General features: G+C 55.1%; 28 protein-coding genes. 11 read left to right on the forward strand and 17 right to left on the reverse strand.

Annotation, left to right across the window (positions count from 1 at the left end):
* Window positions 1-282: 282 nt before the first annotated feature.
* A complete protein-coding gene (locus tag RRU01S_RS23510; protein WP_045232669.1) occupies window positions 283-486 on the forward strand; it encodes a cold-shock protein in 204 nt (67 codons plus the stop codon).
* Between the two features lie 287 nt (window positions 487-773).
* On the opposite strand, the gene RRU01S_RS23515 is transcribed toward RRU01S_RS23510, so the two are convergent.
* Complete coding sequence (locus RRU01S_RS23515; protein WP_052816233.1) at window positions 774-1370, reverse strand: TetR/AcrR family transcriptional regulator; 597 nt, start codon at window positions 1368-1370, stop codon at window positions 774-776.
* A 136-nt stretch (window positions 1371-1506) separates the two neighbouring features.
* Here RRU01S_RS23515 and RRU01S_RS23520 point away from each other — a divergent pair, with 136 nt between their 5' ends.
* Both RRU01S_RS23520 and RRU01S_RS26810 read left to right on the forward strand, forming a co-directional pair.
* Window positions 1507-1848, forward strand: a complete 342-nt coding sequence (locus RRU01S_RS23520) for a hypothetical protein (RefSeq protein WP_202032952.1) — start codon at window positions 1507-1509, stop codon at window positions 1846-1848.
* A 60-nt stretch (window positions 1849-1908) separates the two neighbouring features.
* The gene (locus RRU01S_RS26810; RefSeq protein ID WP_045232671.1) at window positions 1909-2820 is read left to right on the forward strand and encodes a ketopantoate reductase family protein; all 912 of its coding nucleotides are present in this window, start codon (window positions 1909-1911) and stop codon (window positions 2818-2820) included.
* 179 nt (window positions 2821-2999) lie between these two features.
* Here the strand turns inward: RRU01S_RS26810 and RRU01S_RS23530 are convergent, their stop codons facing one another.
* Window positions 3000-3971: an MBL fold metallo-hydrolase gene (locus RRU01S_RS23530; protein ID WP_045232672.1), complete on the reverse strand. Its 972-nt coding sequence runs from the start codon at window positions 3969-3971 to the stop codon at window positions 3000-3002.
* 102 nt (window positions 3972-4073) lie between these two features.
* Here RRU01S_RS23530 and RRU01S_RS23535 point away from each other — a divergent pair, with 102 nt between their 5' ends.
* From RRU01S_RS23535 to RRU01S_RS23550, 5 genes are all read left to right on the forward strand, one after another.
* Window positions 4074-5060, forward strand: a complete 987-nt coding sequence (locus RRU01S_RS23535; RefSeq protein WP_045232704.1) for a LysR substrate-binding domain-containing protein — start codon at window positions 4074-4076, stop codon at window positions 5058-5060.
* A gap of 267 nt (window positions 5061-5327) precedes the next feature.
* Window positions 5328-6065, forward strand: a complete 738-nt coding sequence (locus tag RRU01S_RS23540; RefSeq protein WP_045232705.1) for an SDR family oxidoreductase — start codon at window positions 5328-5330, stop codon at window positions 6063-6065.
* Window positions 6066-6526: 461 nt separating this feature from the next.
* Complete coding sequence (locus tag RRU01S_RS26285) at window positions 6527-6691, forward strand: hypothetical protein (protein ID WP_165572268.1); 165 nt, start codon at window positions 6527-6529, stop codon at window positions 6689-6691.
* 173 nt (window positions 6692-6864) lie between these two features.
* Window positions 6865-7110, forward strand: a complete 246-nt coding sequence (locus RRU01S_RS23545; protein WP_045232673.1) for a CopG family ribbon-helix-helix protein — start codon at window positions 6865-6867, stop codon at window positions 7108-7110.
* On the forward strand, window positions 7107-7397 hold the full coding sequence (locus RRU01S_RS23550; RefSeq protein ID WP_045232674.1) for a type II toxin-antitoxin system RelE/ParE family toxin: 291 nt from the start codon (window positions 7107-7109) through the stop codon (window positions 7395-7397). The genes RRU01S_RS23545 and RRU01S_RS23550 overlap by 4 nt, the downstream gene beginning before the upstream one ends.
* Before the next feature lie 102 nt (window positions 7398-7499).
* Here RRU01S_RS23550 and RRU01S_RS25615 read toward each other — a convergent pair whose 3' ends face one another.
* The 3 genes from RRU01S_RS25615 to RRU01S_RS26815 are packed head-to-tail and all read right to left on the reverse strand — an operon-like array spanning window position 7500 to window position 8493.
* Entirely contained in the window at window positions 7500-7793 is a 294-nt protein-coding gene (locus RRU01S_RS25615) for a type II toxin-antitoxin system RelE/ParE family toxin (RefSeq protein WP_081880185.1), read from the reverse strand.
* Window positions 7790-8098, reverse strand: coding sequence for a type II toxin-antitoxin system RelB/DinJ family antitoxin (locus RRU01S_RS23555; protein ID WP_045232675.1), 309 nt, complete (start codon window positions 8096-8098; stop codon window positions 7790-7792). The genes RRU01S_RS25615 and RRU01S_RS23555 overlap by 4 nt, the downstream gene beginning before the upstream one ends.
* 20 nt (window positions 8099-8118) lie before the next feature.
* Window positions 8119-8493 (reverse strand): DUF2513 domain-containing protein, encoded by a 375-nt coding sequence (locus RRU01S_RS26815; RefSeq protein WP_052816235.1) that lies wholly within the window; start codon window positions 8491-8493, stop codon window positions 8119-8121.
* A 267-nt stretch (window positions 8494-8760) separates the two neighbouring features.
* Between RRU01S_RS26815 and RRU01S_RS23565 the strand changes: the two genes are divergently transcribed.
* Window positions 8761-11076: a hypothetical protein gene (locus tag RRU01S_RS23565; RefSeq protein WP_045232676.1), complete on the forward strand. Its 2316-nt coding sequence runs from the start codon at window positions 8761-8763 to the stop codon at window positions 11074-11076.
* A gap of 270 nt (window positions 11077-11346) precedes the next feature.
* Here RRU01S_RS23565 and RRU01S_RS23570 read toward each other — a convergent pair whose 3' ends face one another.
* The 4 genes from RRU01S_RS23570 to RRU01S_RS23585 form a co-directional block, all read right to left on the reverse strand.
* Window positions 11347-11976 carry a hypothetical protein gene (locus tag RRU01S_RS23570; protein WP_045232677.1) on the reverse strand — a complete coding sequence of 210 codons (630 nt, stop codon included), beginning with the start codon at window positions 11974-11976 and terminating at the stop codon, window positions 11347-11349.
* Window positions 11977-12094: 118 nt separating this feature from the next.
* Entirely contained in the window at window positions 12095-12871 is a 777-nt protein-coding gene (locus tag RRU01S_RS23575; protein ID WP_045232678.1) for a molybdopterin-binding protein, read from the reverse strand.
* On the reverse strand, window positions 12868-13710 hold the full coding sequence (locus RRU01S_RS23580; protein ID WP_045232679.1) for a cytochrome b/b6 domain-containing protein: 843 nt from the start codon (window positions 13708-13710) through the stop codon (window positions 12868-12870). Before RRU01S_RS23580 ends, RRU01S_RS23575 begins: the two co-directional genes overlap by 4 nt.
* A 78-nt stretch (window positions 13711-13788) precedes the next feature.
* Window positions 13789-14034, reverse strand: coding sequence for a pentapeptide MXKDX repeat protein (locus RRU01S_RS23585; protein WP_045232680.1), 246 nt, complete (start codon window positions 14032-14034; stop codon window positions 13789-13791).
* A gap of 191 nt (window positions 14035-14225) precedes the next feature.
* Between RRU01S_RS23585 and RRU01S_RS23590 the strand changes: the two genes are divergently transcribed.
* Both RRU01S_RS23590 and RRU01S_RS23595 read left to right on the forward strand, forming a co-directional pair.
* Entirely contained in the window at window positions 14226-14783 is a 558-nt protein-coding gene (locus RRU01S_RS23590) for a sigma-70 family RNA polymerase sigma factor (RefSeq protein ID WP_045232681.1), read from the forward strand.
* The gene (locus tag RRU01S_RS23595; protein WP_052816237.1) at window positions 14776-15414 is read left to right on the forward strand and encodes a DUF1109 domain-containing protein; all 639 of its coding nucleotides are present in this window, start codon (window positions 14776-14778) and stop codon (window positions 15412-15414) included. Before RRU01S_RS23590 ends, RRU01S_RS23595 begins: the two co-directional genes overlap by 8 nt.
* A gap of 186 nt (window positions 15415-15600) precedes the next feature.
* Here RRU01S_RS23595 and RRU01S_RS26595 read toward each other — a convergent pair whose 3' ends face one another.
* The 8 genes from RRU01S_RS26595 to RRU01S_RS23635 all read right to left on the reverse strand — a co-directional run bounded on the left by RRU01S_RS26595 (window position 15601) and on the right by RRU01S_RS23635 (window position 26366).
* Complete coding sequence (locus RRU01S_RS26595) at window positions 15601-17298, reverse strand: methyl-accepting chemotaxis protein (RefSeq protein ID WP_276325044.1); 1698 nt, start codon at window positions 17296-17298, stop codon at window positions 15601-15603.
* Window positions 17299-17846: 548 nt separating this feature from the next.
* On the reverse strand, window positions 17847-18056 hold the full coding sequence (locus RRU01S_RS23605) for a hypothetical protein (protein WP_045232683.1): 210 nt from the start codon (window positions 18054-18056) through the stop codon (window positions 17847-17849).
* 471 nt (window positions 18057-18527) lie between these two features.
* On the reverse strand, window positions 18528-19298 hold the full coding sequence (locus RRU01S_RS23610; RefSeq protein ID WP_045232684.1) for an ATP-binding cassette domain-containing protein: 771 nt from the start codon (window positions 19296-19298) through the stop codon (window positions 18528-18530).
* 1 nt (window position 19299) lies between these two features.
* The gene (fhuB, locus tag RRU01S_RS23615; protein ID WP_045232685.1) at window positions 19300-21324 is read right to left on the reverse strand and encodes a Fe(3+)-hydroxamate ABC transporter permease FhuB; all 2025 of its coding nucleotides are present in this window, start codon (window positions 21322-21324) and stop codon (window positions 19300-19302) included.
* Entirely contained in the window at window positions 21324-22181 is an 858-nt protein-coding gene (locus RRU01S_RS23620; RefSeq protein ID WP_234936253.1) for an ABC transporter substrate-binding protein, read from the reverse strand. The genes fhuB and RRU01S_RS23620 overlap by 1 nt, the downstream gene beginning before the upstream one ends.
* Before the next feature lie 77 nt (window positions 22182-22258).
* Window positions 22259-24676, reverse strand: coding sequence for a TonB-dependent siderophore receptor (locus tag RRU01S_RS23625; protein ID WP_045232686.1), 2418 nt, complete (start codon window positions 24674-24676; stop codon window positions 22259-22261).
* A gap of 118 nt (window positions 24677-24794) precedes the next feature.
* Window positions 24795-25757, reverse strand: a complete 963-nt coding sequence (locus tag RRU01S_RS23630; protein WP_045232708.1) for a FecR family protein — start codon at window positions 25755-25757, stop codon at window positions 24795-24797.
* Between the two features lie 105 nt (window positions 25758-25862).
* Window positions 25863-26366 carry a sigma-70 family RNA polymerase sigma factor gene (locus RRU01S_RS23635; RefSeq protein ID WP_045232687.1) on the reverse strand — a complete coding sequence of 168 codons (504 nt, stop codon included), beginning with the start codon at window positions 26364-26366 and terminating at the stop codon, window positions 25863-25865.
* Between the last annotated feature and the right edge of the window lie 385 nt (window positions 26367-26751).

The raw sequence follows: 26751 nt of genomic DNA on the forward strand, positions 1-26751 counted from the left end.
GTCATGTCACCCCACACCACTGCTTGATCTTACACTGACGTATCCTGACAACTCGATTGGCGGCGGCACGTGAATACAGACCAACGACTGACGCCTGCCGCGACAAACGGCGGTTTGGTTATAATGGTTACCGCGACGTCGCGCGCCGCTTTATGTTTAGAGCGCACGACAAGCCACACCATCCCATACGGTGAGCTCTTTCAGTTTCGTCGCGTATAGTCTAAATAGTCAGTCTCAATGATACTCTGGTCGTACGGCAACGATCACTTCATAGGTTAAAACATGGCAACGGGTACTGTAAAATTCTTCAACGATGACAAAGGCTTTGGATTCATCACGCCCGAAAATGGCGGACAGGATGTGTTCGTACATGTCTCTGCGCTGGAGCGGGGCAATTCGCTTCGAGAGGGTGACAAGGTAACCTTTGAAGTCGGGCAGGACCGCAAGACAGGTAAGTCCAAAGCTGAGAACGTTTCGGTAATCTAGGCAAACGAGCGACGGTATTTCAGTAACAGCCGACCTGGTCGTGAAACCTGGGCTATCTCCACCTTGGTTTCTCTATCTGGCCTTTTTTAACGCTCCCCCGCCCATAGCCTCCAGGACAGACCGATAGGTTGCCGGACGGCACACAATGACAGCTTGGTCCTACAAGGTATACCGTCCGGTAGCCCCTCGGCTTTTCTGGCTTATGGAGTTCTTCTTGCCACGGTCGTGGCACTACTGACGATAGTGCCGCGTTTCAACGTCCATTGATCTGTGTGGTTAGGATCGGTCTAGTCGATCAGGCCACGGAAGAGCACCTGCCCAATCAGTTCCTCGAGATCGGCACCTGGGACGCTCTGCGTCATCGCTGCAAGCCTGCCATCAATGATTAACGTCGCCAACCCGTGCATCAGGGACCAGCGGGTGCTCGCGACGATCAGCTTTTCAAGGCCGTTCTCTTCTAACATCTCTCCAGTACTTTGGCTCGAAAGGAGTGCAAAAGCCGCCAGGCCTGCGACTGACAAGGAGGGAGAACACCAATCTAGTCGCTCCGAGCGGAACATCAGCAGAAAGATGCCTGGATGCGCGCGAGCAAACCGAATGTAACCGCGTCCAAGCGCTGCACTATAAGCGGATGGCCCGGCCTGAGCGGCCGGGTTGTTTACCTCTGCCAGCACGGTTTCTCGAAGCCGCACGAAACCTGAGGCTGCCAATTCTGTCAGCAAACCGGCGAGATCGCCAAAGTGGTGGGCTGGCGCACCGTGGGAGACGCCCGCTTCTCGAGCGGTGGCGCGCAACGTCAGCCCGTCGATGCCGTCGCGGTTCACAATGGTCTCCGCGGCGTCCAGCAGAGACTGGCGAAGTGATCCGTGATGATAAGGCTTCATACGCAATCCTTACACTGACTAGATTGTTCTTGACCAGAGTCAAATTTGCTGCCATCAATTTAGACAGTGTCTAGATAAGGACGCTTGAATGTAGGCCGTGTGCTCATGCGGCACCGATCGGCTGGAAGGATGACAAATGACAATGGTCTACATATCGATCACCGGCCTTCGACTCAAAGGACGCCGCCATTTCTTCAAGTTCTGGTGGCACGCAATCAGATCAATGGCACAGGCGAGAGGAGCCGAAGGTAACATCGCCGCAGATGCGCGCCTGATCAATGGCGTCCATCACACCAGGACAGTTTGGACGGACGAAGGTGCCATGCGCCGATATCTCATCGCTGGCGCCCACATGAAGGCAATGAAAGCGTTCGGATCCATCGCGACAGGAAAGACACTTGGCTTTTATTCTCAGAGCGTTCCTGATTGGAGCGACGTGCATGAGACATGGCAAACAAGCGGCAAGCAAGTCAGATAATCAAAGACTACTCCCCCTGGTAGGCATCCGGCGAACCCTCCTTCCGCAAGAAAGTAACCGATGAACGCGTTTTCCACTTCATGCCCACTTCGCATCGCCGTGATTGGCGTTGGCGGCATCGGAAGCACTTTCGCCTTTCACCTGGCCAGTCGTGGTGGCCACGAGGTTATGGTCATTGCAAGACCAGGTTCCGACCGCCTTCGACAACTGCTGGCCGATAGCGGGATTGTCAGTACAAAGGGCGAGCATGTTGCAGTCGGCGTCAGTGACAAACTGGACGAAGATCAGCCCTACGATCTTGTCATCGTAACGTTGCTTGCCCATCAGGTCGATGCGGTGCTGCCGGCATTGCAAAGAAGTGCGGCCCGAAACATCCTCTTCATGTTCAACAATTTCGAACCCGAACGCCTCCAGGACGCGATCGGTACAGAGCGCAGCGCCTTCGGAATGCCCTTTGTGCAAGCCAGTTTCGATACTGATGGCAGACTGAAAGCCGTCGTCGGGGCCGCCGGACAGAAAACGAAACTGAGCGACCAGCGCTGGGTCGACCTGTTTTCGCAAGCGGGCCTCCCCGCCGTGCTCGAAACTGACATGCTGCTTTGGCTTCGATGCCACGCGCCGCTCTGCGTCGCATTCGAAAGCATCTCCATCGCAGGTGTAAGGCGTGGCACAGGCGCATCGTGGAAAGAAGCTTTGAACATCGCGCATGGCGTCTACGAGAGCTTCAGGCTGGTAAGAGGGCACGGCTACAGGCTCTATCCTTCGGGAAAGGCGTGGCTTGATAGAAGCCCGGCTTGGGTCCCCGCCAGTATGCTATGGTCCCTTTCGCGCATCCGTTCTTTTCGCGAACTTCTGGCCACAGGCGCAGGAGAATGCCGCGCATTGATTGATATAATGGCAGAGGCGGCTCCCCGCTCCGATAAAGCAATTTCTGTGGCAAAAATCCTGGCTATGAAACCGGCTGATGGCTGATCCGGGCGCGCGCAGACCTCACCACGGTTGAACTGTGAATAGTTCGGCTTTGATCACAAGTTCGGACGGCGTGTGCTATCGAACAGAAGCGGAAGCGTCGATCTTCAGCTCTCGCCATTCATCATCCCGCCGACAAAACGATATCTGGCCCCGTCAGTAAGACGGAGCCTAATCCGAACTCAGTAATTGGCACTGTAAACTAGCGGTACCCAGTCGTAGTTCACCTCGTCGCGCCGGACATGGCCAATGCCAGGAAAGGCGTGATGGGCGCCGCCCACGAGATATTCCTGATCGGCTGCCTCGGCAAAAGCAACGGAGCGTGCGGCGGCCGCCATCGTCTGGTCCACGTCGAAATCGACGGTGACCTCCGGATGGTCATATTGCAGCACGTCACCATGCGCGATATCACCCCAGAAGACGATCTTCTCGCCCTGACTTTCCACGAAGACGCCACTGTGTCCTGGGGTATGGCCAGCGCGCAGCACCGAGCCAAAACCAGGTAAAGGGGCGGCATCATCTTCAAAGGTTTTGAACTTCTTTGCATCTACGTAAGGGCTGACGCATAGCTCGGCCTGAGCAATCTGCGGACCCAAAACCTTGTCAGCCTTGGCTTGGGCATCGGCTTTCAACCAGAACTCGGCTTCGCGACGGTTGACGTGCAGGATCGCGTTTTCGAACACCCGCTTGCCATTGGCAATAAGTCCGCCGGAATGGTCAGCATGGATGTGCGTGAGGATGACGTCGTCAATCTGATCCGCCCTGTAACCCGCGGCCTCGATGTTGGAGACGAGTTTGCCAAGCGCCGGTCCCATAAGATCACCCGTGCCAGCGTCGATCAGAACGAGCCTGTCGCCGGTGTTGACCAGAAAAGCGTTGACCGAAATTTCCGAACCCGCCTGAAAATGACCGGCGAGATAGGTTTCTGCGTCACTTTCGGTGATGTGCTTGTATATTTTCGACATCGGCAGCTTCACCGTACCGTCAGAGAGCGCGGTGATCTCGTAGTCACCGAGTTTCATGCGATAAAAGCTGGCGGCTTGTTTACCAACCATTGGCGCCTTGGCCAAGGCGACGGCTGGCAAGCTGGTCATGGCACCTGCAGCAAGGGCTGCGCCTGCTGTGCTGATGAGAAGGGAACGACGGGTCTGCATGGGAACTCCTGGGCGCTGCGCGGCTTGTTGACGATAAGGTCTTGGAACTGACCTGCAGAGCACGTATGTATCGCGGCACCAGCAATCAAATCGATGTGGCTCATGACGACTATCGATCATTTCAATCTGCGTTCTTTTGATCTCAACCTTCTCGTGGCCTTCGACGCCCTCATTGCGGAGGGGAATGTCACCAAAGCCGCTCGACGGCTGAAGATTCAGCAGCCTGCTATGAGCCATTCCCTTTCAACGCTTCGGGTCCTGCTGCAGGACGAATTGTTTATTCGGGTCGGCCAGGTGATGCAGCCGACAGCTCGGGCGCGCAGCTTGGCCGCCCCTGTCCGCCATGCCCTTCGCCAGGCACAGATGGCGCTGACCGGCAACTTTGCGTTTGATCCTACGACGGAAGAACGGACGTTTCGCATCGCCATGTCTCCCGAAATCGAGTTGCTGCTGATCCCCGAACTGACGATGCGCCTGCGACGCGACGCACCCGGCATCAAGGTTCTGGCCAGGGTCTTTCCATATGAGGCGATGGAGCCTTCGCTCGAAGATGGCAGCATAGATGTCGCGGTCGGATGTACCTACACGAAGACGAGCCGACGGTATTTTGAGACACTCTACGAACCGGAAATGGCTTGCTGCTATAATCCAGCGTTGCTGGCCTTATCGAACCCGGTGGAACTCTCGGACTATTTATCAGCAGAGCATGCGACCATCTCCCAGAACGAGACATTACAGGGTTGCATCAAGGACGCCTTGGAATTGGCCGGTGTCGAACTGAACGTGATAACAGCAGCACCCGGCTACATGTCGGTGCTATCGACGGCGCAGGTCGCACCGGTGATTGCCACCGTGCCGAGCAGGATTGCAGATCGTTACGCTGCACTTCTCGGCCTCGAAGTCAGCCCGGTACCCGTGAGGCTGTCGTTTCCGGCGGTGAGAATGGTCTGGGCGAGCCACGCCGATGGCGATCCTGCAAACGGCTGGCTTCGGCATCAAATTCGCGACATCCTTGGCAGCACCGTAGACCGCCACCAGAATTCAGATGTCCCGGTTAGCGGTGACAGCGTCGTTCCCCATCATTCGTGAAATTGTCATGGTTCTCACAAAGATACGTCGCTTTCACACCGATAAGAGATAACAATATATCGCCTTGAATGAAATCGAACCGCCGACCCTTAGTTCAGTGGTTCTGTCTGTCTGAAATTTCGAATTTCCCAACTATTTGCTCTTCGAAATGGCCGACTTGGTTCGGCGATCTTCACAGCTTTGCGCCCATTGCGGTCATTGTCAGCAATGTCAAAACGCGCGAAGAAAGCGATATTTCGAAACGGAATTTTACATGAGGAAATGACAATGGGCCGCTTTAACGACAAACGGATTCTAATCACCGGTGGCACAAACGGCATGGGTTTGGCCGGGGCACGGCGCGTCATCGCCGAAGGTGGTACGGTCCTTTTGACAGGATTGAACGAGGAGCGTCTCACGTCTGCGAAACTGGAGTTTCAAGAAAACGCTGTAATTATTAAAAACGACGCTGCAGAAACGACGGCTACGGCTTTGGCGCAAGCTGTTGCTTCGGTGGGTCCGTTGGATGGTCTATGGCTCAACGCTGCTTTTGCAGCGCTCGGTTCGCCGGAAGAGTTGGTCGCTAGCGAGTTCGACCGTATGATGGCAACGAACGTGCGCGGCCCGATGCTTCAACTCGCCGCACTTTCTCCCCACCTTTCAGACGGAGCGTCGGTTGTCGTTACATCGTCCAGCTCGATCTACGAAGGTGCGGCAGCAACTGGTCTCTATGCCGCAACAAAAGGAGCAGTTGTCGCAATGGCTAGGTCGTGGGCTACCGCCCTCGCTCCGCGTGGAATTCGAGTAAACACGCTTGTGCCCGGACCGATTGAGACGAATTTTCGAAGCTTTCTTCCGGAGGAAGCACGACAGGGTTTCGAGAGCTTTGTCGTGAATCAAGTTCCTCTTGGCCGAGTTGGCACCCCCGAGGAGGCTGCTGCCGTCGCCCTTTTCCTTCTTTCCTCGGATTCGTCCTACGTCACGGGAAGCCAATATGCAGTTGATGGCGGGTTGATCATGCAATGACGGTCTGGGCCACAAGTCGTCATGGCCCGAATGCTTCAATGGAGACAAGGCTTCACATATTGATCTCGGTCGTAGGCCCCATCGCCGGAAGCGGTGGGGCCGATGATTGGTTTGCCGGAGGCGTTGGTGTCTCACGACTTTCGCCTGTGACAGCCGGGCTCCTGGCGCAAATCCTCGCGCCCTTCCGGAACAGGCGATCATAAGCGCGATGACGAGCAGAACGGTCAGTGCCCATGGAAACGCCGTAGGGCCATAGGCGTCCAAAAGAATGCCGCCCATATCGAGACAGCTCTGAGGCTTTCAGGACAGACGCAAACCGACAAGACGCACCCGCCAGGATGCCTAACGATCCTCGGGGGCCAGCAATTGCGCGCCGAAAAATCATCACGTAGATGATCTGTTAGCAGCCGACCGGATGCGAAATCGTGCGGCCATCGAAACTTGCATAAGGCGTGCGGTCGATGCGGGAGAGCTTGTCAGCAGCACGAATGTTCGGGCTGGCGAGCCTGTTTCATACCTTTCTAATGAGAATCGCACGTGAAGCACGTGACGGCGGTGATGGCGGCGATCTCACCGATGCCGTCACGGAACTGATGCAGATATGGGATTTGCACATGGCGGCGTGAAGGCTGGCCCTTAGCTTGGCCAAAGTGCCTGGGCGGCCGCCATCGTCGGAAAGATCATCTGATAGGCCAAGGTGACCCAGCACAGCAGGAGAGACTTTGGAAGTTAATCCATTGAACCTTGACGAACCAAAGTGGTTCAACGATATTCAAGGGGAACAAGAGGGTGTCTTTTCATGACCGCATTCACGATCCGCGTCCCAGACGAGGTGGCCAACCGCCTGAACGAGATTGCTCAAAAGCTCGACCGTTCCCGCTCTTACATGGCAGCGCAGGCCATTGAAGATTTCGTTTCACGCGAAGAATGGCAGCTTGCGGAAATTGAAGCCGGAATTGCCGAGGCGGACCGGGGCGAATTCGCAAGTGATGAAGACGTGGCACGCGTAATCGGTAAATATATCAAGGCGACTGCTCAGTCATGAAGCAGAAGCGCATTCGCTGGACAGTGCGCGCGTTGCAGCGTCTTGACGAAATTGGTGCGTACATTGAGCAAGAAGACCCCGATGCCGCTGCGCGGGTCGTTGCACGGATTGTAGCGTCCGTCGATATGTTGGCAGAGCATCCGACCGCTGGTCGTATCGGTCGCATAACCGGCACGCGCGAAGTTGTTTTGTCCGACATTCCCTATATCATCCCTTATCGAGTTCGGCAGGACATCGAGATTATTACAGTGATGCACGCCTCGCAGAAATGGCCGAAAAGGCTGTAGAAACAGTGCGTCACGTGGATGGACGTCGGCAGTTAGGATCTGCCAACGCCTTGAAAGGAATCGAACCGCAAACGTCTTAATCCGAAAGCTATCAGGCTTAGGCTAACTGGTTGAAAGAGCTTCAGGCCATTCCTGAGCCCCGTGCAAGACACGCAGTACTCGAACCGTAGCTTCTGTGATTGTGTACGCTGCGACGTAAGGCGTTCCGCTGATTACAAGCTCACGTGTCCCAGCAATTCTCCCGACTCTGCCACTTGCTGGAAAATCGATCAGGCGACGGACTGCGACGACGATACGTTCGTCGACCAAAATGGCGGCGGCCGGGTTCTCCAACTCGATAAAAGTAAAAATTGCATCGCGATCCGATAAGGCAAACGCAGACCAGGTTAGTCTCAAGACGTTATACCCGCCGCCTTATTGCGCGCAGTCTGCCGACGCTTTTCGAAATGAGCCTCGACTTCATCGTCGGAAATATCCGGCCTTGTATCATTCAGCGCCTCAAGCACCTTGGCACGAAACCAAGTATCATGAGCCTCGCTGCCTGAAATAAGTTCAAGCGGCAATACGCCCTCGTTGGCGGTTCTCGTCAGCAATATGCGAACCGCGTCTGACACCGTAAGTCCCATACCTTCAAGAACTAGGGACGCCCGGTCACGAACGTCAGCATCGATACGAGTTTGGACGAGCGCATTGGCAGCCATCACTATCTCCAGATTGATATCTAATAGTAATGCAATTGAATTACAAAATCTAGTGTTCGTCTTTTCGCCAATCTACTTTTTAAGTGCGATACCAAACTGCGACGATAGCTGCTCAGAAATATAAGCGACAGAAACTGCTTCGCGATCTCGAAGGTGCCTCCTCCCGCCTTTTTCAAAATAGCGTTGGTATGATCCCAAACATCTTTGCGTCTGACACTGTCTAGGAACTCGTGGCCGCTCCAACTCAGTCCACGAAAGGTTATTGAAATTGAAGGCTGCTTTTTGATCCTCAACGGCATAAGGAAACCGGCATCATCCAGCAAGTGTAGATGATAATGGACAACGTTGTCGCGGTACCCCTCAACGGCAACCTCAGGACTACTCCCCGTTAACAATAGACCGCCGGGCCATCAATTTCTGTGGTTTCTAACCTAAGCAAAAGCTCTCGGACCAGCGCCATATCGCGCGTCATGATTTCTTATCTCCTGCCCATAATGGTGAAGCTAGCACACCCGAAAACCTACTTAAACGGAAGTGCCTTCGTTCAAAATTGCGCCTCACATATATTCTGTTGAGCAATCTTAGGCTGTTAAGATCTCGTTAACCTCATTCCCTTAGCCAGCCGCCCCCGGGCCGGGCTGTCATCTGCAAGGGAAACCTGAATGAGCATAGATCAATCGGCAATCGTCTTTCGGCGCAAGATATCCAGCTTCTGCGACATGAAGTTGGCGCCGCTCACAGACGCAAGACAATTTCGCGCACTTTCAGAATACATGACCCGGCTTATTGACGACCGGATGCCTCCTCCAATGCTCGGCAGGCACGCCAACTGGGAAGAAATCTCGTTCGCATGCGGTCTTGAGCAAACATCGGCGAAGTTCAGAAGAGTTGCGCAGTACGGTTTCGATGCCATCTCGCGCTGGCTTGGTGATACGGGGCCAAGCCATAAAAAATCTTCAATCATCCGCAAGGAAACAAAGACATGCAGCCGCGCAAAAGGTCTCTCAAGCAAACGCACCCCTACGACGGCTAAAGCGAGAAATCGCCTGAAACCTGGTCCGAAGGCGAAACCCATTGAAGAGTTTCCCGAACCGCTCTTCGAGACTTACAACGAACCGGTGTCTTTTCAGGCAGCCCTCCAGTTCCATATCGACCGCTTCGGTGAGAGCTATTACCATTTGCATCGCGCCATATTCCGGGACGGCGATACTCTTGAAGCCACGACATTGCTGAGCTGGCTGAAGGGAACGAAAGTGCCACGTAGTGTGGCAAATCTGGAAATCCTCAATCGAATAGAACGCCGTTACCGATTGCCACTCGGTTATTTCAAGGAGAAGCTTCCGCATCAGTCTCGCGCCGGGGTCGGATATGACGTTGGTGACGATGTCTCGCCCGCAGAGCGTCGACGTCTCGCATGGCATATGCCAGATGATTTCAATTCATTACCGGAGGAAAAGCGTGCTGAAATTCTTGAATGGGTGAGGCGCGTGATCTTAACCGGTGCGACGGACTACCGTCGTTATCAGGCGCTGGCGACGAAGCAACGTTATGCCATCCGGTTTCCTGGCGTAACCTACGGCGGCTCTCATAGACCGATGACGTCACCACGCACTGTGATTGAAGAAACTAAAGAGGAACTGGAAGACCCCGATATGCTTTCAGGGGTAATCGACGCACCTGCCCAGCTTGCGCTCGAAATGGCCAATCTGATGTCATTCAAGACCGCGACCCTGACGGCAGTCGGCTTCAAACGCAATGGAGTATGGGGCGAGGAGACGGCTTCTCAGAAGCTAGAACATCTTGGCTTGATGTTTGGCGCTCTCGCTGCGTCACCTGAGGGCAAAGTTGCCGGTCGAGGCGTGCCGCTGAACGCATTGACCTTCGGCCTCCTGGTTTTTCCCGGTGTGTGGGATTGGTATCTACAGTGGCGTGAGCGGCGACGCGGCTTCTACACGGCTTGGGAAGCGGACATGCTCAGCATCTCATTATCGCTTACCCGGGAGGAAACCGGTTGGATCAGGCAGCATCCTGAACTCATCGAGCGCGTGGTGCTGGTAAGTGGCTTGGTTACAAAGGAACAGATTGCCTTCGCCCGGCGTGATTGGCACGCTTGCTGCGATGCGTTTCATTCCCATGCGAGAAATCGCATCAGGGAAATCCAGCGGGTCATGCGGGTCCACCGAGACCCGTTCGAGCCAATCATGTGCGTGCTTGAGGCGCCGAGCCCTCTTGCAGAATATCGCAAGATTACGGACGAAATCCTTCTCCGTATGCCCGACAAAGACCGCTACCCAAGAGCTGCAGCAGAATGCGTACGCTCGTTCCTCATGCTGCGATTGGGCCTCCATCTCGGCCTACGTCAAAAGAACCTGCGGCAACTCCTGTTTTGCCCGCGTGGACACTTCCCCACCTCTGAAAGGCGACTTGAAGAAATGCGGCGCGGAGAAATCAGGTGGAGCGAGAGAGAGCGAGGTTGGGAAGTATTGATCCCGTCGGTGGCGTTCAAGAACGCCAACTCGTCGTTCTTCGGATCGAAGCCATTCAGGCTGATCCTGCCTGACTTGCTCGACCTCTATCATTACATCAACGCCTACATCGGATGTCATCGTAAGGTTCTACTCGGTCAGGCTATCGATCCGGGTACTTTCTTCGTCAAAACCGTCAAGCTATCGAGCGCTGACGCGGCCTATAATCAGACAACATTCTATGAAGCCTGGCGTCTGATCATCCAACGCTACGGCATCTATAACCCGTATACGGGTCGCGGAGCGATCAGTGGCTTGCTGCCACACGGCCCGCACAATGTCAGGGACGTGTTGGCAACGCACATTCTGAAACTCACCGGCTCATATGAGCAGGCGAGCTACGCCATTCAGGATACGCCGGAGATGGTTAAGCAGCATTACGGACGTTTCCTTCCACAGGACAAGGCAGCACTTGCGGCAAAAATACTGAACCAGGTGTGGGAAGCTGCTTGAAGAGAAGTAGGCTGGCGATGCCGCAAACATCGCCAGCGTTTCAGTGATTAGATCCACTGATCCAGCGAACTGCTTTCTCACTGATTGCACTGCGAGCTATGGATAAGAAAGGGGCATGAACAGGGGTAGCTCTTGAAAGGGATCGAACCGAAGGCAAGATAGTTTATAGCCAAAAGTATAAAATACTGCTGAGTTTCTTTGTCATGGAGGTCAATGTAATTGGCGGCGGGGACTGTCCTCGCCGCCAATCTCTAAATCGTGACTGATTTTTTACATTGGCGGCACGACACCGTTTGTGCCGACCACGACGCGGCCGCTCGTCATCGAACCGTCAGCTGCCTTTTCCGATGGCACGAACACTGTAGCGCCTGCCTTGATATCGGTTTCCACGGCAGAGGCGAATGTGACGACCGGTGTGCCTTCCGGGATCGAAATCTTCTTTTCCTTGCCTTGATAGGTGACAGTAACGGTATGGCCGTCCACCGATTTGACCGCGTCAGCGACCGTGGCATTGGTCATGGAGCTGTTCGGTTTCAAATCCCAGGCATAGCTGCCTTCACCGGTGCCTTTCATGGCCGCCGGGAAAATCAGGACTTCGAGCGCGCCGTCACCCCCACTTGCGGTTGGCAGTGAAGCGATGCCGACAAAATCTCCGGGCTTGATGTCATCGATCGAGGCCTTGGCGACGCTGGAGACTTTCCAGTCGTCCTTGAGCATGATCTTGGCATCGGTGCCTTCGCGCGTTTTGACCGACAGGGTCTTGCCTTCGAGGCTTTCCACCGTGCCGCGAACGCGAACCTGATCGGCGGCATGGGCGGCAAAGCCGGCAGACATCGCCAGCAGAGTGCCTGCGATGACCGACGTACCGGTTCTGGAAATGACCTTGGAAATGGATAGCATATCTTCTTCCTTTCAGAGCCCTATCGTTTTAAACTGCCGGCTGATGCGGGTTGGAAATCTGCCGGCTTTTCACAAGGGATGGCGTGTCACGCCGCCCAGAGAACCAGATTGCTGAACATCAGATGCCAGCGTACCACTCGTAGCCGCGGTCTTCCCAGAAGCCGCCATTGCCGCCATAAAGGTTGGAAAGATCGGCGACCGCCTCGATGCGCAAGAGGTATTTGGCCTGCTTGTAACCAAGCTGCCGCTCGACCCGCAGCCGGAGCGGGGCGCCATGCGGCACTTCCAGGTCGTGACCGTTCATCGAATGGGCGAGGATGGTCTGCGGGTGAAACGCATCGACGAGGTCAATGCTTTCATAATACCAGCCACTGCCATCGAGGGACTTTTCGTATTCGTCCGCGCAGTGGAAAACGATGTAGCGAGCTTCCGGCTTCAGGCCGACCTTGTCCAGCAACGCGCCGAGCGGCACGCCCGTCCATTGGCCGATGGCGCTCCAGCCTTCCACGCAGTCGTGGCGCGTGATCTGCGTGCGCGATGGCAACGCTTTCAGGGCAGCCAGCGACAGTTTCGTCGGACGTTCGACCAAGCCACCGACTTCCAGCTGCCATTGCGAAAATTTCTGGGAAAGCAGCGTCTGATACTGCGCGCCATCGGGCATGCTGGTGCCGTTGGCGCGAAAGGTCGGCGAGATGTCGGCCGAGGTAAATTCGCGGGCAAGCGTGTTGTCACCCAGCAGCAAACGTTGGGTGCGCATCGTCAGGCCTTCTGCCATGCGCAGTGTCTGCTGGACCGTGGGACTTTCGACCAATGCATCGCAGCCGCCAAGGCCGAGCGCGGAGGCGGTGAATGTCGAGCCGATCAGGAACCGGCGGCGCGTGAAAAGACGGCTCATGGCTTTGGCTCCACATGAATAGTGTAACGACCGGTGATCATCGAGCGCATGTTGTTAAGAACGCCGGACACTAGAACCATGGCGACATGGACGACGACGAACGCGACGAGCGCATTGGCAGTGATGAAATGCAGCGTGCGGGCAGATTGCCGGCCGCCGAACACGTCGAGCAGCCAAGGGGCGATGGCGTCAAAACCCGGCGACATGGTGAGGCCGGTTCCGATCATCACGGGCAGTAGCAGGAATATCACCAGCAGATAGGTGAGTTTTTGCAGCACATTGTAATGGCGCGCCTTTTCACCCTTGGGAAAGCGCAGGCGGGCGTGGTCGGCAATCTCATGGCCGAGATAGGCGGGCGTCAGTTCATCTCGCCGCGGCAGCAGGTCGCGGCGGAAATGACGGGCGATAAAACCGTAAGCCATGTAAATCACGCCGTTGATGACGAACAGCCATGCGAAAAAGAAGTGCCAGCGGCGGCCGGTGGCGAGGTCCTGATAACTCGGCAACGTCGCCCAGGTGGGAAAGCCGCGGGCGGTCGGTACGCCATCGACATTGGAAACGCCGAGTACGCCGGTCGTGTTGAATGACAGGCCGCCAATATGGGTGACGCCCTTGACGGAATCACCATCCTCCACCGCTTGCATGGCAATGAAGGATGGATCATTGTCCGCACCATATTGACCCCAATAGAGGCTGGGATGGGCGTTGAATATTTGCAGGCCGCTGAACACAAGCACGGTCATGCACAGAACGTTGAGCCAATGTGACAGGCGCACGGTAAGGCTATGGCGACGGATGAGCTTACGTCTTGCGACGGGTGGCTTGACTGAGGCGTCCATGGCTCTTCCTCATGACGGCTTATGTGAATGTACGACGGTGCCCCCGCAAAAGTTGCAGGCTGCGGGAGCACCAGTCCATTATTTCATCGCGTCGCACGTCTTCATCATGTCGGACTTCTTCATATTGTCTTTTTCCATGCCAGCCTTGTGCATGCAGTCGGCCTTGCTGCCCATCTTCATGTTGTCTTTGCTCATCGTGTCGGTCTTCATCGCATCAGGCTGCTTCATCGAATCCGTGCTGGTCTGTGCCTGGACAGCGCCAGTCGAAAGCGAGAGGCCTAGAAGAGCTGCACAGGCCGCAGTGCTGAAAAGACGGATGGTCATGGTTTTTCTCCCAGTTGATGTGCCCGCCGCATGCCGCGGCTGTGGTTCACAGGAGATCATTCGCGCGTCAGCTAAAGCGGTTACACCAATCACGGCGATGTGATCGCATTTTCATTGATCGCGCGTTCCTCGCTTTTATTTCGGCAGCCATGTAACGATTTGTAGGCAGGACCGTATGAGCCGGAAACGACATGAAGCAGTTGACCGAGTCCGAACTGAAAGCGCTGATGCTCTTGTCCCTCGACGGGGACGAGTTGGCGTATCGCTGCTTGCTCGACATGCTGCGGCATCTACTGACCAATTACTATGCTCGAAGGATTGGCCGCTTGGCGGGGGCCGACGTGGACGATCTGGTGCAGGACACGCTGCTTTCGCTGCACCAGCGACGCATTACCTATGACCGGGAGCGTCCGTTCACAGCGTGGTTTTTCACCATCGCCCGTCACAAGCTGGTGGATCACCACCGACGGGTCGGTGGTCGGTCGTATCTTGGGCTGGAAACGGTCGAGGAGATCGAGGACGGGTACAGCGAAGATGCCGTTTCGGCCAGCATGGACGTCAACCGGCTGCTAGCAAGTCTGCCCGCGTGGCAGGGTGCAATGATCCGGCAGGTGCGGCTAGAAGGCCGTTCTGTGGCGGAAACGGCGGCCAGCGGCGGCAAGACGGAAGCGATGGTGAAGACTGGTATACATAGGGGCATCAAGGCATTGGCTGCGAGATTGAGAGGCGAACGTGGCGAAGATGGATGATTTCATGGATGGCTTGGCCAGGGATTTGCAGCCAGTACGCAAAGGCGCGTTGGGCAGACTGCTGGCCTTCGCGCTTTTGCCGGGCCTTGTGCTTTCGGCAGCGTTTATTCTGCTCGGCCATGGCCCGCGACCCGATCTTTCGACCGCGATGTCCCTGCCCGCTTTCTGGGCAAAATCAGCCTATCCTCTGTCTTTGGCTATCATTGGCGTCATAGCGCTGGTGAAAGTCGCGCGCCCCGGCGGTAGACCAGTCGGAAGCGGCTTTCCTGTGCTGATCATCTATGCGCTTCTGTTTGCACTTGGTATCACGCAGTTGAACGCCACTTCTTCACCGGAAGAGCAGCGCAGGCTGATCATGGGCATTTCGTACTGGTTTTGCCCGTTGATCATTCTGGCGTCCGGTGCACCGCTGATGGTGGCGACCTTCTGGTTCCTGCGGCGCAGCGCGCCCACCCATCCGCGTCTCGCCGGTTTCATCGCGGGCATCACCGCGGGTTCGATCGGCGCTTGGGTCTATAGCTGGGGCTGCATCGAGAACGGGCTGACTTTCGTTGCCCTGTGGTACACGCTGGGCATTGTGCTGTGCGGGCTAGTGGGTGGCATTTTGGGGCGGTCGCTGCTGCGCTGGTAAAGAGCAGGCCTGCGTTGCCCGATCAAGAAAGCCCCGCGATCAAAGGGTCGAATCTCGACCGCGGGTGAGACATGCTCAAGGTTATCGCTGTATGAAACAACATACCTTAGAGATCGAAAACCAAATCCAAATGCGAGCGTAGTTTTCCATCACACTTGTCGGCTGACGGTTAAGGGACACTGCTGGTTACGCCGCAAGACTTGAGTGTTGCCGGCCGTGACTTCTCGTGTCGTGTCCGGATTTTACAGAGTCCGTGTTGGCACCATTAAAATCGAACTGTGCAAGGAGAGCATTGAGGGCGGCGGCCTCACGGGCAAGCCCATGACTGGCCGCTGTCGATTGCTCGACCATGGCTGCGTTTTGCTGGGTTCCCTGGTCCATCACATTGACTGCAGTGTTGATTTCCTGAAGACCGGTCGACTGTTCAAGTGCAGCCTCAACGATAGCTTTGACGTGCTGGCTGATCTCCCGCACCTCTGATACGATCCTTTCCAGAGAGCCACCAGTCTGCTTCACGAGATTGACCCCGCTCTGAACCTGCGTCCCGGATGCGACGATCAATGCCTTGATTTCCTTAGCCGCCTTGGCCGAGCGCTGTGCAAGTTCGCGGACCTCTTGCGCTACAACTGCAAACCCTTTGCCTGCTTCCCCAGCCCGTGCCGCTTCCACACCGGCATTTAGGGCCAACAGGTTCGTTTGGAATGCAATTTCATCGATCACAGATATGATGCTCCCCATCTCGTTAGCCGACTTCTCTATTTCTTTCATGGCCGAGATGGCGTTCTGCATCAGTTGGCCGGAGTGCTCGACCCCTTCGCGGGCCTTGGAAACAAGTTTCCCCGCATCTTCTGCCCGGATTGTTGAATCTTTCACCGTTGTAGTGATCTGTTCCAAGGCAGCAGCAGTTTCCTCGACGGATGCAGCTTGCTGCTCCGTCCGTCTGGAGAGATCATCGGCAGCTGAACGTATTTCATTAGCACCGGCATCAATTCCCTCTGCATTTTGGCCAACGGACCGAAGAACGCTGTGTAGTTTTTCCAGCGAACTGTTGAAGTTTACACGAAGTCCATCCAGCGTCGAAACGAACGGCGTATTGATACGATAGCCGATCTTACCGTCTGCCAGGCGCTCTAGCCCCTTGGCCAGTGCTTCGACAGCAAAGCTCGTACTGGCGGCATCAGCCAGCTTTTGCTTTTCTCTTTCCATCCGCTCAGTTTCCGCAAGTGTGCGGTCAGCTTCGGACTGATTTTCCAAACGCGTTTTTTCAATTGCATTATTGCGGAATATAGCGACTGCCGATGCCATACTGCCAAGCTCGTCGCGGCGATCCGTACCAGGAACTGCATTCTCGATCTGGCCGTCCGCCAAGGACAGCATTCGCATTCGCAGACGCTCGATCGGTCCTGTGATCTCTCGGCGTGTAACAGCGACAGCCACAAGAAGTGCAGCGAAGAAAACAGCGGCGAGGCCAATCAAGGTATACAAGATCGTGGTGTCGGTCTTATCGGATAGCAAATCTGCTTTGACTTTGATGCTTGCGCTATAATTGTTGATCCAGGCTCTCATACTGGCAAGCGTGGTTGCAACCTGTTCGTCAGCCTGCATCAGCAAGGATTTTGCTTCGTCATCTCGGCTTGCTGATCCGGCGGCGACTGCCTTATCAGTGATATCGAAGATCGCTTGAGCCTGCCCCTGAAACTTTAAAAGCGCTTCCCTCTCTTCTGGAAGGGCACTTTCAGCGCTTGATAGCAGTTCTGCCATACGGGTCTTGCTGGCAGCATAGTCATCAGTTGCTCTCTTCATCCCAGTCGTCTGAGGTTCGTAGAGAAAGACCTGATACGCATCGTAGACAACGGCCACCATACGCTGACTGGCAATAGCCATGTCGATCTCCGACCCGCCATCTATGCTGATGAACTCCGAATATTCGGTGTCTGCGGCTTTGTAGTTCTGAGACACATATAGAGACCCTGCCAAGCCGAGGAGGCATGTAGGGACGACGAGAGCAAGGATTTTGCTGCGTATTCGCAAATTGTGCATAAGGGACATGGGATTGTATCCAGGCAAAGAGGTGAGAACATTTTGAGATCTCCTTCAGGGCGAAACATTCGTTTCTGCCGCAGAAGTGGCCTCCACCGCCTCCGCCCATCAAAACCCCTAAGATCACAGGGCAATATTTGCAGGAAGTATTTAAGCTCTCGTTAAGCTTATTCAGGGTTGAAAATGACCCGCTGTTTTAGTGATGCATTACAACTAATATACGCATTCCGCGTGCTCATGGAGACCACCTCCGGCTTCCAATAAGGATTGGATACCTCATCTGCCGCGTTCCCGCATACCGCAATTCACACAATCTGCGTCTTTTAGCGGCGTCGTAACTCGGGAAACCACCCGTACTCACCCCAGAACTGTACCGCGTCGCTTGAACCATGTCAGTCGCGCCGCGCTGTTCCCCTTTCCTTTCGCGTGACAACAGAAATCGACCGCGGTGTCTCCACCAACGGCGTGTCGGTTTTCAGGCCAGAGACCGCTCGTGTTGGAACGATGGTGTCGTTGTCTTCACTGATCGTCTTTCCAGAGCCTTGTACAACGATGGTCTCGAGTTGTGTCGTACCGCCAGCGGCATCTTGTGCGAACGCCATGCAAGGCGTAAAACCTGAGGCCATCGCACCCGCAAGTATTGTCGACGTAAGAAGATTGTGATTTTTCGGGAAATGGTCGAAAGAAAATTTTATTGCCCTGTCCTCTTCCGCAGGCGGAAGATTTCGGTAATGATCCGGAAGGTCACAGATGAAGGGGAGCAGCGACGAAGGTCGCCGAGAGGGATGTTCACCAATCCGACTTATAAGAACTGAGTTTATGACAATCACAAATATGATAAATGAAATAAACTTTTCTGGGGAAAGCTGCAAATTTCCCTGAGACGAGCCCAAACGGTGGTGGCCCAACTCGAGTGAGTATTTCCTACCTCATAGGCACGATAGCATAAACGCAAACTGACCAAGCCTCGACGGCGGTCCGATCTGCGCGCCTTGAAAGGAGTCGAGCTTATGACCCTTTTATTACTTACGAGCATTGGTCTGTCGGAAAAAGGCTGTTTTCCATCCTTGCAATTATGACGCAACAGCAACTGCATGCCCGGTGGTGGGATGGACCAGGACCTCCATTGGAAGCCCGTAGATTCGCTGCAACATTTGGGGCGTTATGATATTTTCCGGTCTTCCGCGCGAAATCATTTTAGCTGAATGCAGGGCGATAATATCGTCGCAGAATCGGGCAGCCATATTGACATCATGCAAGACTAACACGACAGAAAGCCCTCGTTCTTTAGAAAGCCTTTGCACCAGAGACAGAACCTCAATCTGATGGGCGATGTCGAGCGCAGAGGTTGGCTCGTCAAGCAGCAAACACTGCGCATCTTGCGCGACCAGCATTGCGAGCCACACGCGCTGACGCTCTCCGCCCGACAACGTATCGACCAGCCTATTGGCAAGCGGACCGGTATCGGTGAGCACTATTGCTTCTTCAACCTTATCACGGTCGACTATCCCAAAACTTCCAAGCGCACCATGCCATGGGTATCGACCCATCGCCACCAGTTCCCTAACCAGCATTCCGGACGTCGACGGCATCTGCTGCGGCAAATAGGCAATCTTGCGCGCTAGTTCACGAGCGCCCCAGTTGGGTAAAGCTTTCCCCTGAAACAGTATCCTGCCTTCACTCGGTCTGACTTGATTGGCCAGAATTTTTAACAAGGTCGATTTGCCAGAGCCATTATGGCCGATTAGCCCGATTGTTGTCCCCTTCGGCAACTCAAGCGAAAGGGTGTCGAGAAGAATTTTGTCGCCCGCACGCAGGCTGACGCCCGTCAGTTCGAAATTCATGTCACTTAATCCTGTTCGCTAATCTTCGTTCGCCTTTTTTTATGAGCCACAGGAGGCATGGCCCGCCGATAAATGCTGCCAACAGACCCGGCGACATCGGCCACGGCCATATGACATTGCGCCCCAGCCAGTCTGAAAACACCATCAGCAAAGCTCCGAACAAAGCACACCCGACAACAGAGTCTGCCGCTCGGCGAAACCCGGCCATGCGCACAAAATGTGGGATCATCAGACCGACGAAACTCAAGGGTCCGATGACGATGGTCGCAGCCGCTGTTGCAACAGAGGCGGTCAACAGCGACAACGCGCGCGATGTTTTCAAGGGAACGCCGAGACCCCCAGCGGTAGGATCACCAAGAGCGGACAGGTCCAACCAGCGATGACACATAATGGCTGATAAAAGCGCAAGTACCGCAACCACGCAGACCGCTACGGCCTCATCGATGCCAACACCACCGGTCGATCCCGCGAACCAACTGAGTAGCGCGGCAGCTTTCGGGCCGCCGCCAGCCAAAACCAAGATTAGTAGCGAATTCATCGTACTACCGAGACCGACTCCGATCAACAAGGTTCGCTCCGGTTGGAACGCGTTGCGCCACGACAAAACCACGACAAAACCGAGCACGACGATGGCTCCGATAGAGGCAACAGCGAATTTTGGCCAGATACTGGCGGCGGGCAGCAGAATGATTGCGAGAGCCAAACCAAGGCCTGCCCCATGGCCAATACCAAGCAGGTCGGGACTGGCAAGAGGATTGCGCAGAGTTCGTTGCAAGATAAAGCCGGAAACCGCCAGACACGCACCTGCGCCTGCACCCGCAAGCACACGCGGCAGACGCCACGTTACAGCAGACTCGAATTCGGATAGCATGACGATGTGCCACCCGGTTTGGGACTGCCCGACAAAGAACGCGAAAACGAGCGTCATAAGAAGAAGCGCCACCAATGACCCTCTCACCCTGGCCGTAGGTCGAAGGTCAACTGATGGAGATGTGTCAGTCTCGTTATGCGGTATCGAAGCTTTGCGGTGGCGGAGGGCGAGGACAACGAGAAGTGGCCCGGTTAGAAGCCCTGCTGCAGCACCGACTGGAATATCACCGGCAAACTGCGACAGAATGCGGACGAGCTGGTCCGCGAACAGCAAAAGCACCGCACCGGTTACAGCGGACCGCATTAGTCTGGCCTTGCTCTGCGGCCAAAGCGCTCTTGCCAGTGCAGGTGCTGCGAGACCTATAAAGCCGATAATCCCGAAACTTGCCGTAACGAATGCGGCAAGCATCGAGGCACAAGCTAGCGCAGACACCTTCATGGCTGCGGATGACACACCAAGAGATTTCGCCGTCCGATCCCCGAGCGAAAGGAGTGCCATGGGTCGCTGCATGAGAAAAATGGCAGCGGAAACGATGGCAACCTGCGGAAACAGCATCGTTACGCCGCCCCAGCCGCTTTGTTGCAACGATCCGGCCTGCCATCGCAGAAGATCGGTTAGAAAATCGTGGTTGAACAAGACGAGCAGCGAATACAACGCGCCGCAATACAAATTGACCACGACACCTGCCAGAATGAGGGTGTGGGACGCCATGCCACGGCCAAAGGCAACACCGAGAACCAGAACAAGCGCCAGTCCGGCACCTGCCAAGGCAACAATTTCGGGGCCGGAGCGCCACAAAAGGGGTGCATAGAGAAGGCTGGCGGCCAGAGCCAGACCGGCACCGGATGAGACCCCGAGAAGACCAGGCTCTGCCAGTTGATTGCCAAGGATCTGTTGAAAAACGGCGCCACCGAGACCCAGCGCGAAACCAGCGACGAGTGCCACAGTAATCCGCGGTAGCAACCCATAAAAAACCAGCGTTTCCGATGGCGTTGAAACCTTGGCGGAGACGACAACTTGCCACCACCGTAACGGCGGCAGGGACTGAGCGAGCCCGTGGAGAGAGAGTGCAGTTGCAGAAATCGCAAGCAAGAGAAAGATAATGGTGCCCTTTAACGGTGGGCGTTGGCGCATCACTACCGTGGCATCGCTCATTAGCCATCTCCTTCAAGCGCAGCAGTGATGGCCTCGGCGAGATGCAAAGCGGAAACGCAGCCGCCGAAGGGATAAAACTGTCCGATCCAATGCGTGCGGCCCTGCCTGACAGTCGGGAGCGCTTGCCACAAATCACTTGTCTCGAGCGCTCTCGTGGTCTGATGCCTTAGGGCGGGAATATCTATGAGGACGAAAATTGCTTCGTCGATATCAAACAGTGCATCAAACCCTGCCTGAAAAATGCCTGCTGCATTAACGGGCCCCTGCCAGGCGTTTTCCAGTCCAAGACGTTGCAACACAGCATCCGGCATGCTGCCTTTTCCATAGATCACGACACCTCGGCCTGTCTGGTCTGGTAACAGGACACAGATACGGCGTGATCGACCTGGCAGGCGCGCACGCAGGTTGGAAAAATGCTCAAGCCCCTGCGCGGCAACAGCGTCCATACAGAAAGTCTCTAGCCCTGCTGCCCTGCCCGCGTGTCGCAAAATCTCGATCGTAAGATCGTATCGGTCACCAGTGGCGATTTTTTCCGGCACGGTCTCGATACGTGCAATGCGAGCGATATCCGGGATCATGATCAGGCTGGAGCTGTTGATCAAAATGAGGTCCGGGGCAATGTCCGCAAGCAGTTCGCGGTTGATCTCCCAGAAAGGGCCCACATCAAGCACATCGTCCGGTAATGGTAGCGGCATTCTTTGGCGGAAGTATCCCTTATCAGAGACACCTGCGGGTATAACGCCAAGCGCCAGAAGCGATTCCGCCGCTGCCCAGTCTATTGCGACAATGCGAGCGGCATTGCTGGACGGATAGGCATCGCGGTGTGTGCCAAGCAGCGAAATGAGAGAAAGAGCCAAAAAACCCCTTCGCGAATGTAGAGTTTCTCCGGGCGGCGAGCCACCCGGAACCCTATCATGCGTCGCAGTCTTCAAACTCAAAAGTTCACCTTGAGACGGCCGATGACGCTGCGACGATCACCCTCATAGCAAGAAGCACTGTTTTCGCAGGTGGTGTAGTATTCCTTGTCGAACACGTTGGTGGCATTAAGCGAAACGGTGGCGTTCTCTGTCACCTTATAGCTTGCCCCTAGATCAACCAGGGTGCGTCCATCGACTTTTACAGTATTACCGTTGTCGCCGAAGCTGTCTCCGACATAGCGCACACCACCTCCGATCGAAAGGCCCTCGAACATACCGTTATTGACAGTGTAATTGAGCCAAGCGGATGCCTGATGTTCCGGCACGAGATAGGGGGGTTTTCCGACAAAACCGGAATTATCCCGCGTGATTTCGGCATCGGTCCAGGTATAGGAGCTGGTGAGGTCCCAACCCGTGGCAAGGCTGAATTTGCCTTCCAGTTCCAAGCCGCGTGACTGCACCTCGCCTGTCGCTACAGAAAACCCTGTTGCAACACCCGCACCATTTCGCTCGGGTGTCAGAACGTTAGACTTTAGAATATCGAACCAGGCAACGGTAAAGAGCGCGTCGATGCCCTCTGGCTCATATTTTACGCCCACTTCCCATTGGCGCCCAGTCGAGGGATCGAAGCTACTTCCAGAGGAAGATATACCCGTGTTCGGCACGAAAGATTGTGCATAGCTTACATAAGGTGAAAAACCCCATGGCGTTTTGTAAGTCAGCCCTGCCCGACCGCTGAAATTGCCGACGTCGACGGAGGGATTTGCACCCGAAAGTCGATTGTTGGTATCGATATCGACCCAATCGTATCGACCGCCAAGCGTCGCGATCAAATTATCCGTCAGATTGATGCGGTCTTGTGCGTAAAGCCCGATCTGCTGATACGTCTCCTTGTAGTCGGCAAACGCAGTGGTGGGCCGAGATATGCTCACTCCGTAGACAGGATTGTTAGGATTGAGCGTGGGAGCCGTACCACTGTAGCGTTTCACATCGGCGTCGGAGCGGGCATAATCCAAACCGAGAAGCAATTCGTGGCCAAGCGATCCGGTATCGAAGTTCGCCTGTGCCTGATTGTCTATCGTCAGCGCGCCAAGGCTCTCGTCGAACCTGCGGGTGCCGCGTGTCAGGTTGCCGGAAGCATCAATTCCAGTGGCCAGAACATTGTCGAGCGTGAAAGCGGCATGACCGTAACGCAGATTCTGACGAACGGTCCAGGTATCGTTGAACCGATGAGAAAACTCGTACCCAATCGTTTGCTGTTCCTGGACGCTGTTGTTGAAGCTGTGATCGCCGATCAGAGTATTTGTCGGCGTATACATAAGGACTGTGCCGCCGCTCTTATCGCGCAGCGCCTGTCCGCTGACGGTCAGCGATGTGTCTGAATCAGGTGCCCATGTCACGGAGGGCGCGATCATGAGCCGGTCATCGCCGATATCGGTACCATCGGGATAATCAAATTGCGTGTTGCTGTTACGGGCAACGCCGGTCACACGGTACATGACGGACTTGTCATCATTCACCGGACCGCCGATATCAAAGCCCACCTGCGCGCGCTGGTGGCTCCCATATTCAAGCTCTACCTCCCGCATAGGGGTATCTGTCGGTTTCTTCGAGACCTTGTTGACGATGCCGCCTGCGTCGCTTTGGCCGTAAAGCGACGATGATGGACCACGCAGAACCTCTACCGATTGAAGTTGATATGGATCGGTGCGGAAGAAACTGTATCCGCTCGAAATCTGCCGCAGACCATCCAGATATGAACTGGTCGACTGTGCGTTGAAACCGCGCATCATAATCCAGTCATAGCCTTTGGGATCGGGACCATAGGTTTCAATCGTAACGCCGGGGACGTAACGCAAAATTTCTGAAACCGATTGCGCATTCTGTGCTTCGATCTGCTTGCGGCCAACTACGGAAATTGATTGCGGCACTTCGGCCAGCGGTGCATTTGTTTTTGTTCCTGTCGCACTGCGTGTAACAACAAAGCTGTTTTCACCGCTTGTGGCCCCGTCAACCACGATGGTCTCCAACACCGTCGAACCGTCGGCTGCGACATTGGCACCCGAAGCCAGTGGTCCGGAGGCGGCAATCGCCACCGTCGTGGCATTGGGGAAGGAATGAGTCAGACCGGAACCCTTCAAGATACTGGCCAGAGCCTGTTCTCGTGTTCCATTGCCCGAGAAGCCAGGAGACGATTTTCCAGCGGCAATTGATGCAAGATAGGTGATCTGAAGGCCCGTCTGCCGACCAAAGGTCATCAGCGCCTGATTGAGGGGACCGGGACTGACGGAGAAATTCGTTTGGCCCGCAGCCTGCGCAAATGCCGCCCTTTGTGTCATGCCGATCGCAACGCCAATACTGGTGCTCATCATCAGAGCGGCTATCAGCGCCTTGCGCTTGCCACTAGTTTTATGTCCGTTCCCCGACAGCTGCATCGCCCACTCTCTCCTGCTCGATCATATTGCAGGGGTGCGTGCCGCAAGCTTACGAATTGCAACCCCTGTAGCTATTACAAACGGGGTGTCGTTTTTTTCTCTTTTTTCTGAATTATTTTCAGACCGGCGAGATGATCGTCAGATATGATGATACGCGTCTGACACGCGCTCCTGCCGGAAGTACCACGGCCTCAAGCGCGCGTTGTGGATTGCCGAGGTCAAACAAACCACTGACACGCTGCGATCCAATAAACGGGTCAGCAAAGACGATCCTGCCTGGATACCAACGACCGATTCTGGCAACGAGTGCAGCGACCGTTTCGCGCTCCGCGACAAGGATGTTGTCCCGCCAGATAGCAATCTGCCCGGGTTCGCGCGTGCCGCGCTCGATATTGTCGGAGGAAGGGTCAAAAGACATCCATTCTCCTGCCTTCAACCTCTCGCCAGTTCCTAATGCAGAGGCAGACGCGCGGGCTTCAACGATGCCACGGTCGACAGAGACGGTCAGAATACCTGAATCATTGGCAACATCGAATGCCGTGCCTATTGCTGTTGCTGTCAAGCCGCCGACCTCGACCGCAAACGGTCTGCGGCCATCTCCAACAACGTCGAAAAACGACATGCCTGAAAGAAGCACTATACCGCGCTTTTCGGGCGTATAGTTTACCGCGATCGCGCTGTCAGGCCCGAGCGTGGCGACACTGCCATCGATGAGTTCGAAACGGCGAATTTCTCCCTTTGCGGTGAAGTGATCCGCTTTTGCATGAACAATGAACGAGGGGCCATACACAGTCCCAGCAAGCGCTGCCCCCAGACCGACAGAGCCCGCGATGATGACATTGCGGCGTGTCAGGCCAAGTTTCTCCCGCCTCTCGGCTTTTGTGCGGTCCATCAAAATTTTGCCGCTCATGCCGTGAGCATCAGCAACCCTGGACCAAGCCTGCTCATATTCCGGGCCACGCTTGCGCCACGTCCTGATCATTTCGAGGGTAACGGCATTTCCAGGATCCACCTGTAAACGAATGACGAGATCGATAGCCTCGTCAAGCAATCTTTGGGGGTCTGATGGAGCAGCGGTCATTCGTATGGTTCCGGTTTCAGGCGCCAACGGGAACGTCAGCATGCGTCGCCCTTACCATTAGTACAAACGAACGGCCGCGATTTTCTCTTGTGCAATAAAAATAGACTAAATCCCGTCGGTTCGCATGACAATGTGCCGATAGGCATCGCGGATCAAAGCCCAGGTTCGCGTGGTGGACAAACCTATTTCCTGACCGACTTGATTGATGGTGAGATCGCCCAGTCTGTGCAATTCGAATGCCCGACGCGTGCGCTCCGGTAGCTCGGCGAGAGCAATTGCCGTCAGTTTCAATCTTTGACGATCGAACACGACAGTGTCTGGCAACGGATGGGGGTCAACTATATTGGCAATCGTGTCATCGCAAAGGTCAACCCTGTCCATTAATTGTTCACGTCGCTGGTGGTTTATGCCCAAGTTGCGCGACACCTGATAAAGATAGGCGGCTGGATTGGAGTTGGTAACAGTCTCCGTTGGTGGCACCATCAAGACTCGGAGAAAAGTGTCCTGGGTGATGTCCGCAGCGGTCTCTTCGCTCAGGCCCCTCCGGCGCAAAGATCGGGTAATACCACTTGCGTGGCGAAGGAAAAGTTTGTGCAAATCCCAAGCCAATTAGTGAAGGCCTTCTTTTGCAGAGCGCATACCATCCGCTGACAACTTCCCGGAAGTGTCTGGAGCCCAGAGGACGGGCCAATGTGGATTGAGCCCATTATCAAGCGTCATTTTACCCATAAAAGCACTTTTAGTCAGCATCTCGCCGTTATGGCAGGAGCGGTCGAAGTGCTTTAATCCCAAAGGAAAATGTGACGCAAGCATCGTTGGTTAGATTGATTCTAAGGACCCAGATGGAGCTTGTTTCTTGCCTCATTTAAATATGCCAATAATACTCATGTTTTCCCTGCAGATAGGTGATTATGAATATAAAAAACTTTGCCGTCGCGCGAAGTCTTCGACCCCTAAAGGTCCCTTGTATTTCTATGGGAGTGTTGTATTTTTG

Origin of the sequence: Agrobacterium rubi TR3 = NBRC 13261 (assembly GCF_000739935.1) — a bacterium.
GTDB classification, from domain to species: Bacteria; Pseudomonadota; Alphaproteobacteria; order Rhizobiales; family Rhizobiaceae; genus Agrobacterium; species Agrobacterium rubi.

What these genes read in the sequence shown, in the direction of transcription:
- RRU01S_RS23510 (WP_045232669.1), top strand. Translation starts at nt 283, where the DNA reads ATGGCAACGGGTACTGTAAAATTCTTCAACGATGACAAAGGCTTTGGA.
- RRU01S_RS23515 (WP_052816233.1), bottom strand. Translation starts at nt 1,370, where the DNA reads ATGAAGCCTTATCATCACGGATCACTTCGCCAGTCTCTGCTGGACGCC.
- RRU01S_RS23520 (WP_202032952.1), top strand. Translation starts at nt 1,507, where the DNA reads ATGACAATGGTCTACATATCGATCACCGGCCTTCGACTCAAAGGACGC.
- RRU01S_RS26810 (WP_045232671.1), top strand. Translation starts at nt 1,909, where the DNA reads ATGAACGCGTTTTCCACTTCATGCCCACTTCGCATCGCCGTGATTGGC.
- RRU01S_RS23530 (WP_045232672.1), bottom strand. Translation starts at nt 3,971, where the DNA reads ATGCAGACCCGTCGTTCCCTTCTCATCAGCACAGCAGGCGCAGCCCTT.
- RRU01S_RS23535 (WP_045232704.1), top strand. Translation starts at nt 4,074, where the DNA reads ATGACGACTATCGATCATTTCAATCTGCGTTCTTTTGATCTCAACCTT.
- RRU01S_RS23540 (WP_045232705.1), top strand. Translation starts at nt 5,328, where the DNA reads ATGGGCCGCTTTAACGACAAACGGATTCTAATCACCGGTGGCACAAAC.
- RRU01S_RS26285 (WP_165572268.1), top strand. Translation starts at nt 6,527, where the DNA reads ATGCGGGAGAGCTTGTCAGCAGCACGAATGTTCGGGCTGGCGAGCCTG.
- RRU01S_RS23545 (WP_045232673.1), top strand. Translation starts at nt 6,865, where the DNA reads ATGACCGCATTCACGATCCGCGTCCCAGACGAGGTGGCCAACCGCCTG.
- RRU01S_RS23550 (WP_045232674.1), top strand. Translation starts at nt 7,107, where the DNA reads ATGAAGCAGAAGCGCATTCGCTGGACAGTGCGCGCGTTGCAGCGTCTT.
- RRU01S_RS23555 (WP_045232675.1), bottom strand. Translation starts at nt 8,098, where the DNA reads ATGGCTGCCAATGCGCTCGTCCAAACTCGTATCGATGCTGACGTTCGT.
- RRU01S_RS23565 (WP_045232676.1), top strand. Translation starts at nt 8,761, where the DNA reads ATGAGCATAGATCAATCGGCAATCGTCTTTCGGCGCAAGATATCCAGC.
- RRU01S_RS23570 (WP_045232677.1), bottom strand. Translation starts at nt 11,976, where the DNA reads ATGCTATCCATTTCCAAGGTCATTTCCAGAACCGGTACGTCGGTCATC.
- RRU01S_RS23575 (WP_045232678.1), bottom strand. Translation starts at nt 12,871, where the DNA reads ATGAGCCGTCTTTTCACGCGCCGCCGGTTCCTGATCGGCTCGACATTC.
- RRU01S_RS23580 (WP_045232679.1), bottom strand. Translation starts at nt 13,710, where the DNA reads ATGGACGCCTCAGTCAAGCCACCCGTCGCAAGACGTAAGCTCATCCGT.
- RRU01S_RS23585 (WP_045232680.1), bottom strand. Translation starts at nt 14,034, where the DNA reads ATGACCATCCGTCTTTTCAGCACTGCGGCCTGTGCAGCTCTTCTAGGC.
- RRU01S_RS23590 (WP_045232681.1), top strand. Translation starts at nt 14,226, where the DNA reads ATGAAGCAGTTGACCGAGTCCGAACTGAAAGCGCTGATGCTCTTGTCC.
- RRU01S_RS23595 (WP_052816237.1), top strand. Translation starts at nt 14,776, where the DNA reads ATGGATGATTTCATGGATGGCTTGGCCAGGGATTTGCAGCCAGTACGC.
- RRU01S_RS26595 (WP_276325044.1), bottom strand. Translation starts at nt 17,298, where the DNA reads ATGGCTATTGCCAGTCAGCGTATGGTGGCCGTTGTCTACGATGCGTAT.
- RRU01S_RS23605 (WP_045232683.1), bottom strand. Translation starts at nt 18,056, where the DNA reads ATGGCGTTCGCACAAGATGCCGCTGGCGGTACGACACAACTCGAGACC.
- RRU01S_RS23610 (WP_045232684.1), bottom strand. Translation starts at nt 19,298, where the DNA reads ATGAATTTCGAACTGACGGGCGTCAGCCTGCGTGCGGGCGACAAAATT.
- fhuB (WP_045232685.1), bottom strand. Translation starts at nt 21,324, where the DNA reads ATGAGCGATGCCACGGTAGTGATGCGCCAACGCCCACCGTTAAAGGGC.
- RRU01S_RS23625 (WP_045232686.1), bottom strand. Translation starts at nt 24,676, where the DNA reads ATGCAGCTGTCGGGGAACGGACATAAAACTAGTGGCAAGCGCAAGGCG.
- RRU01S_RS23630 (WP_045232708.1), bottom strand. Translation starts at nt 25,757, where the DNA reads ATGACCGCTGCTCCATCAGACCCCCAAAGATTGCTTGACGAGGCTATC.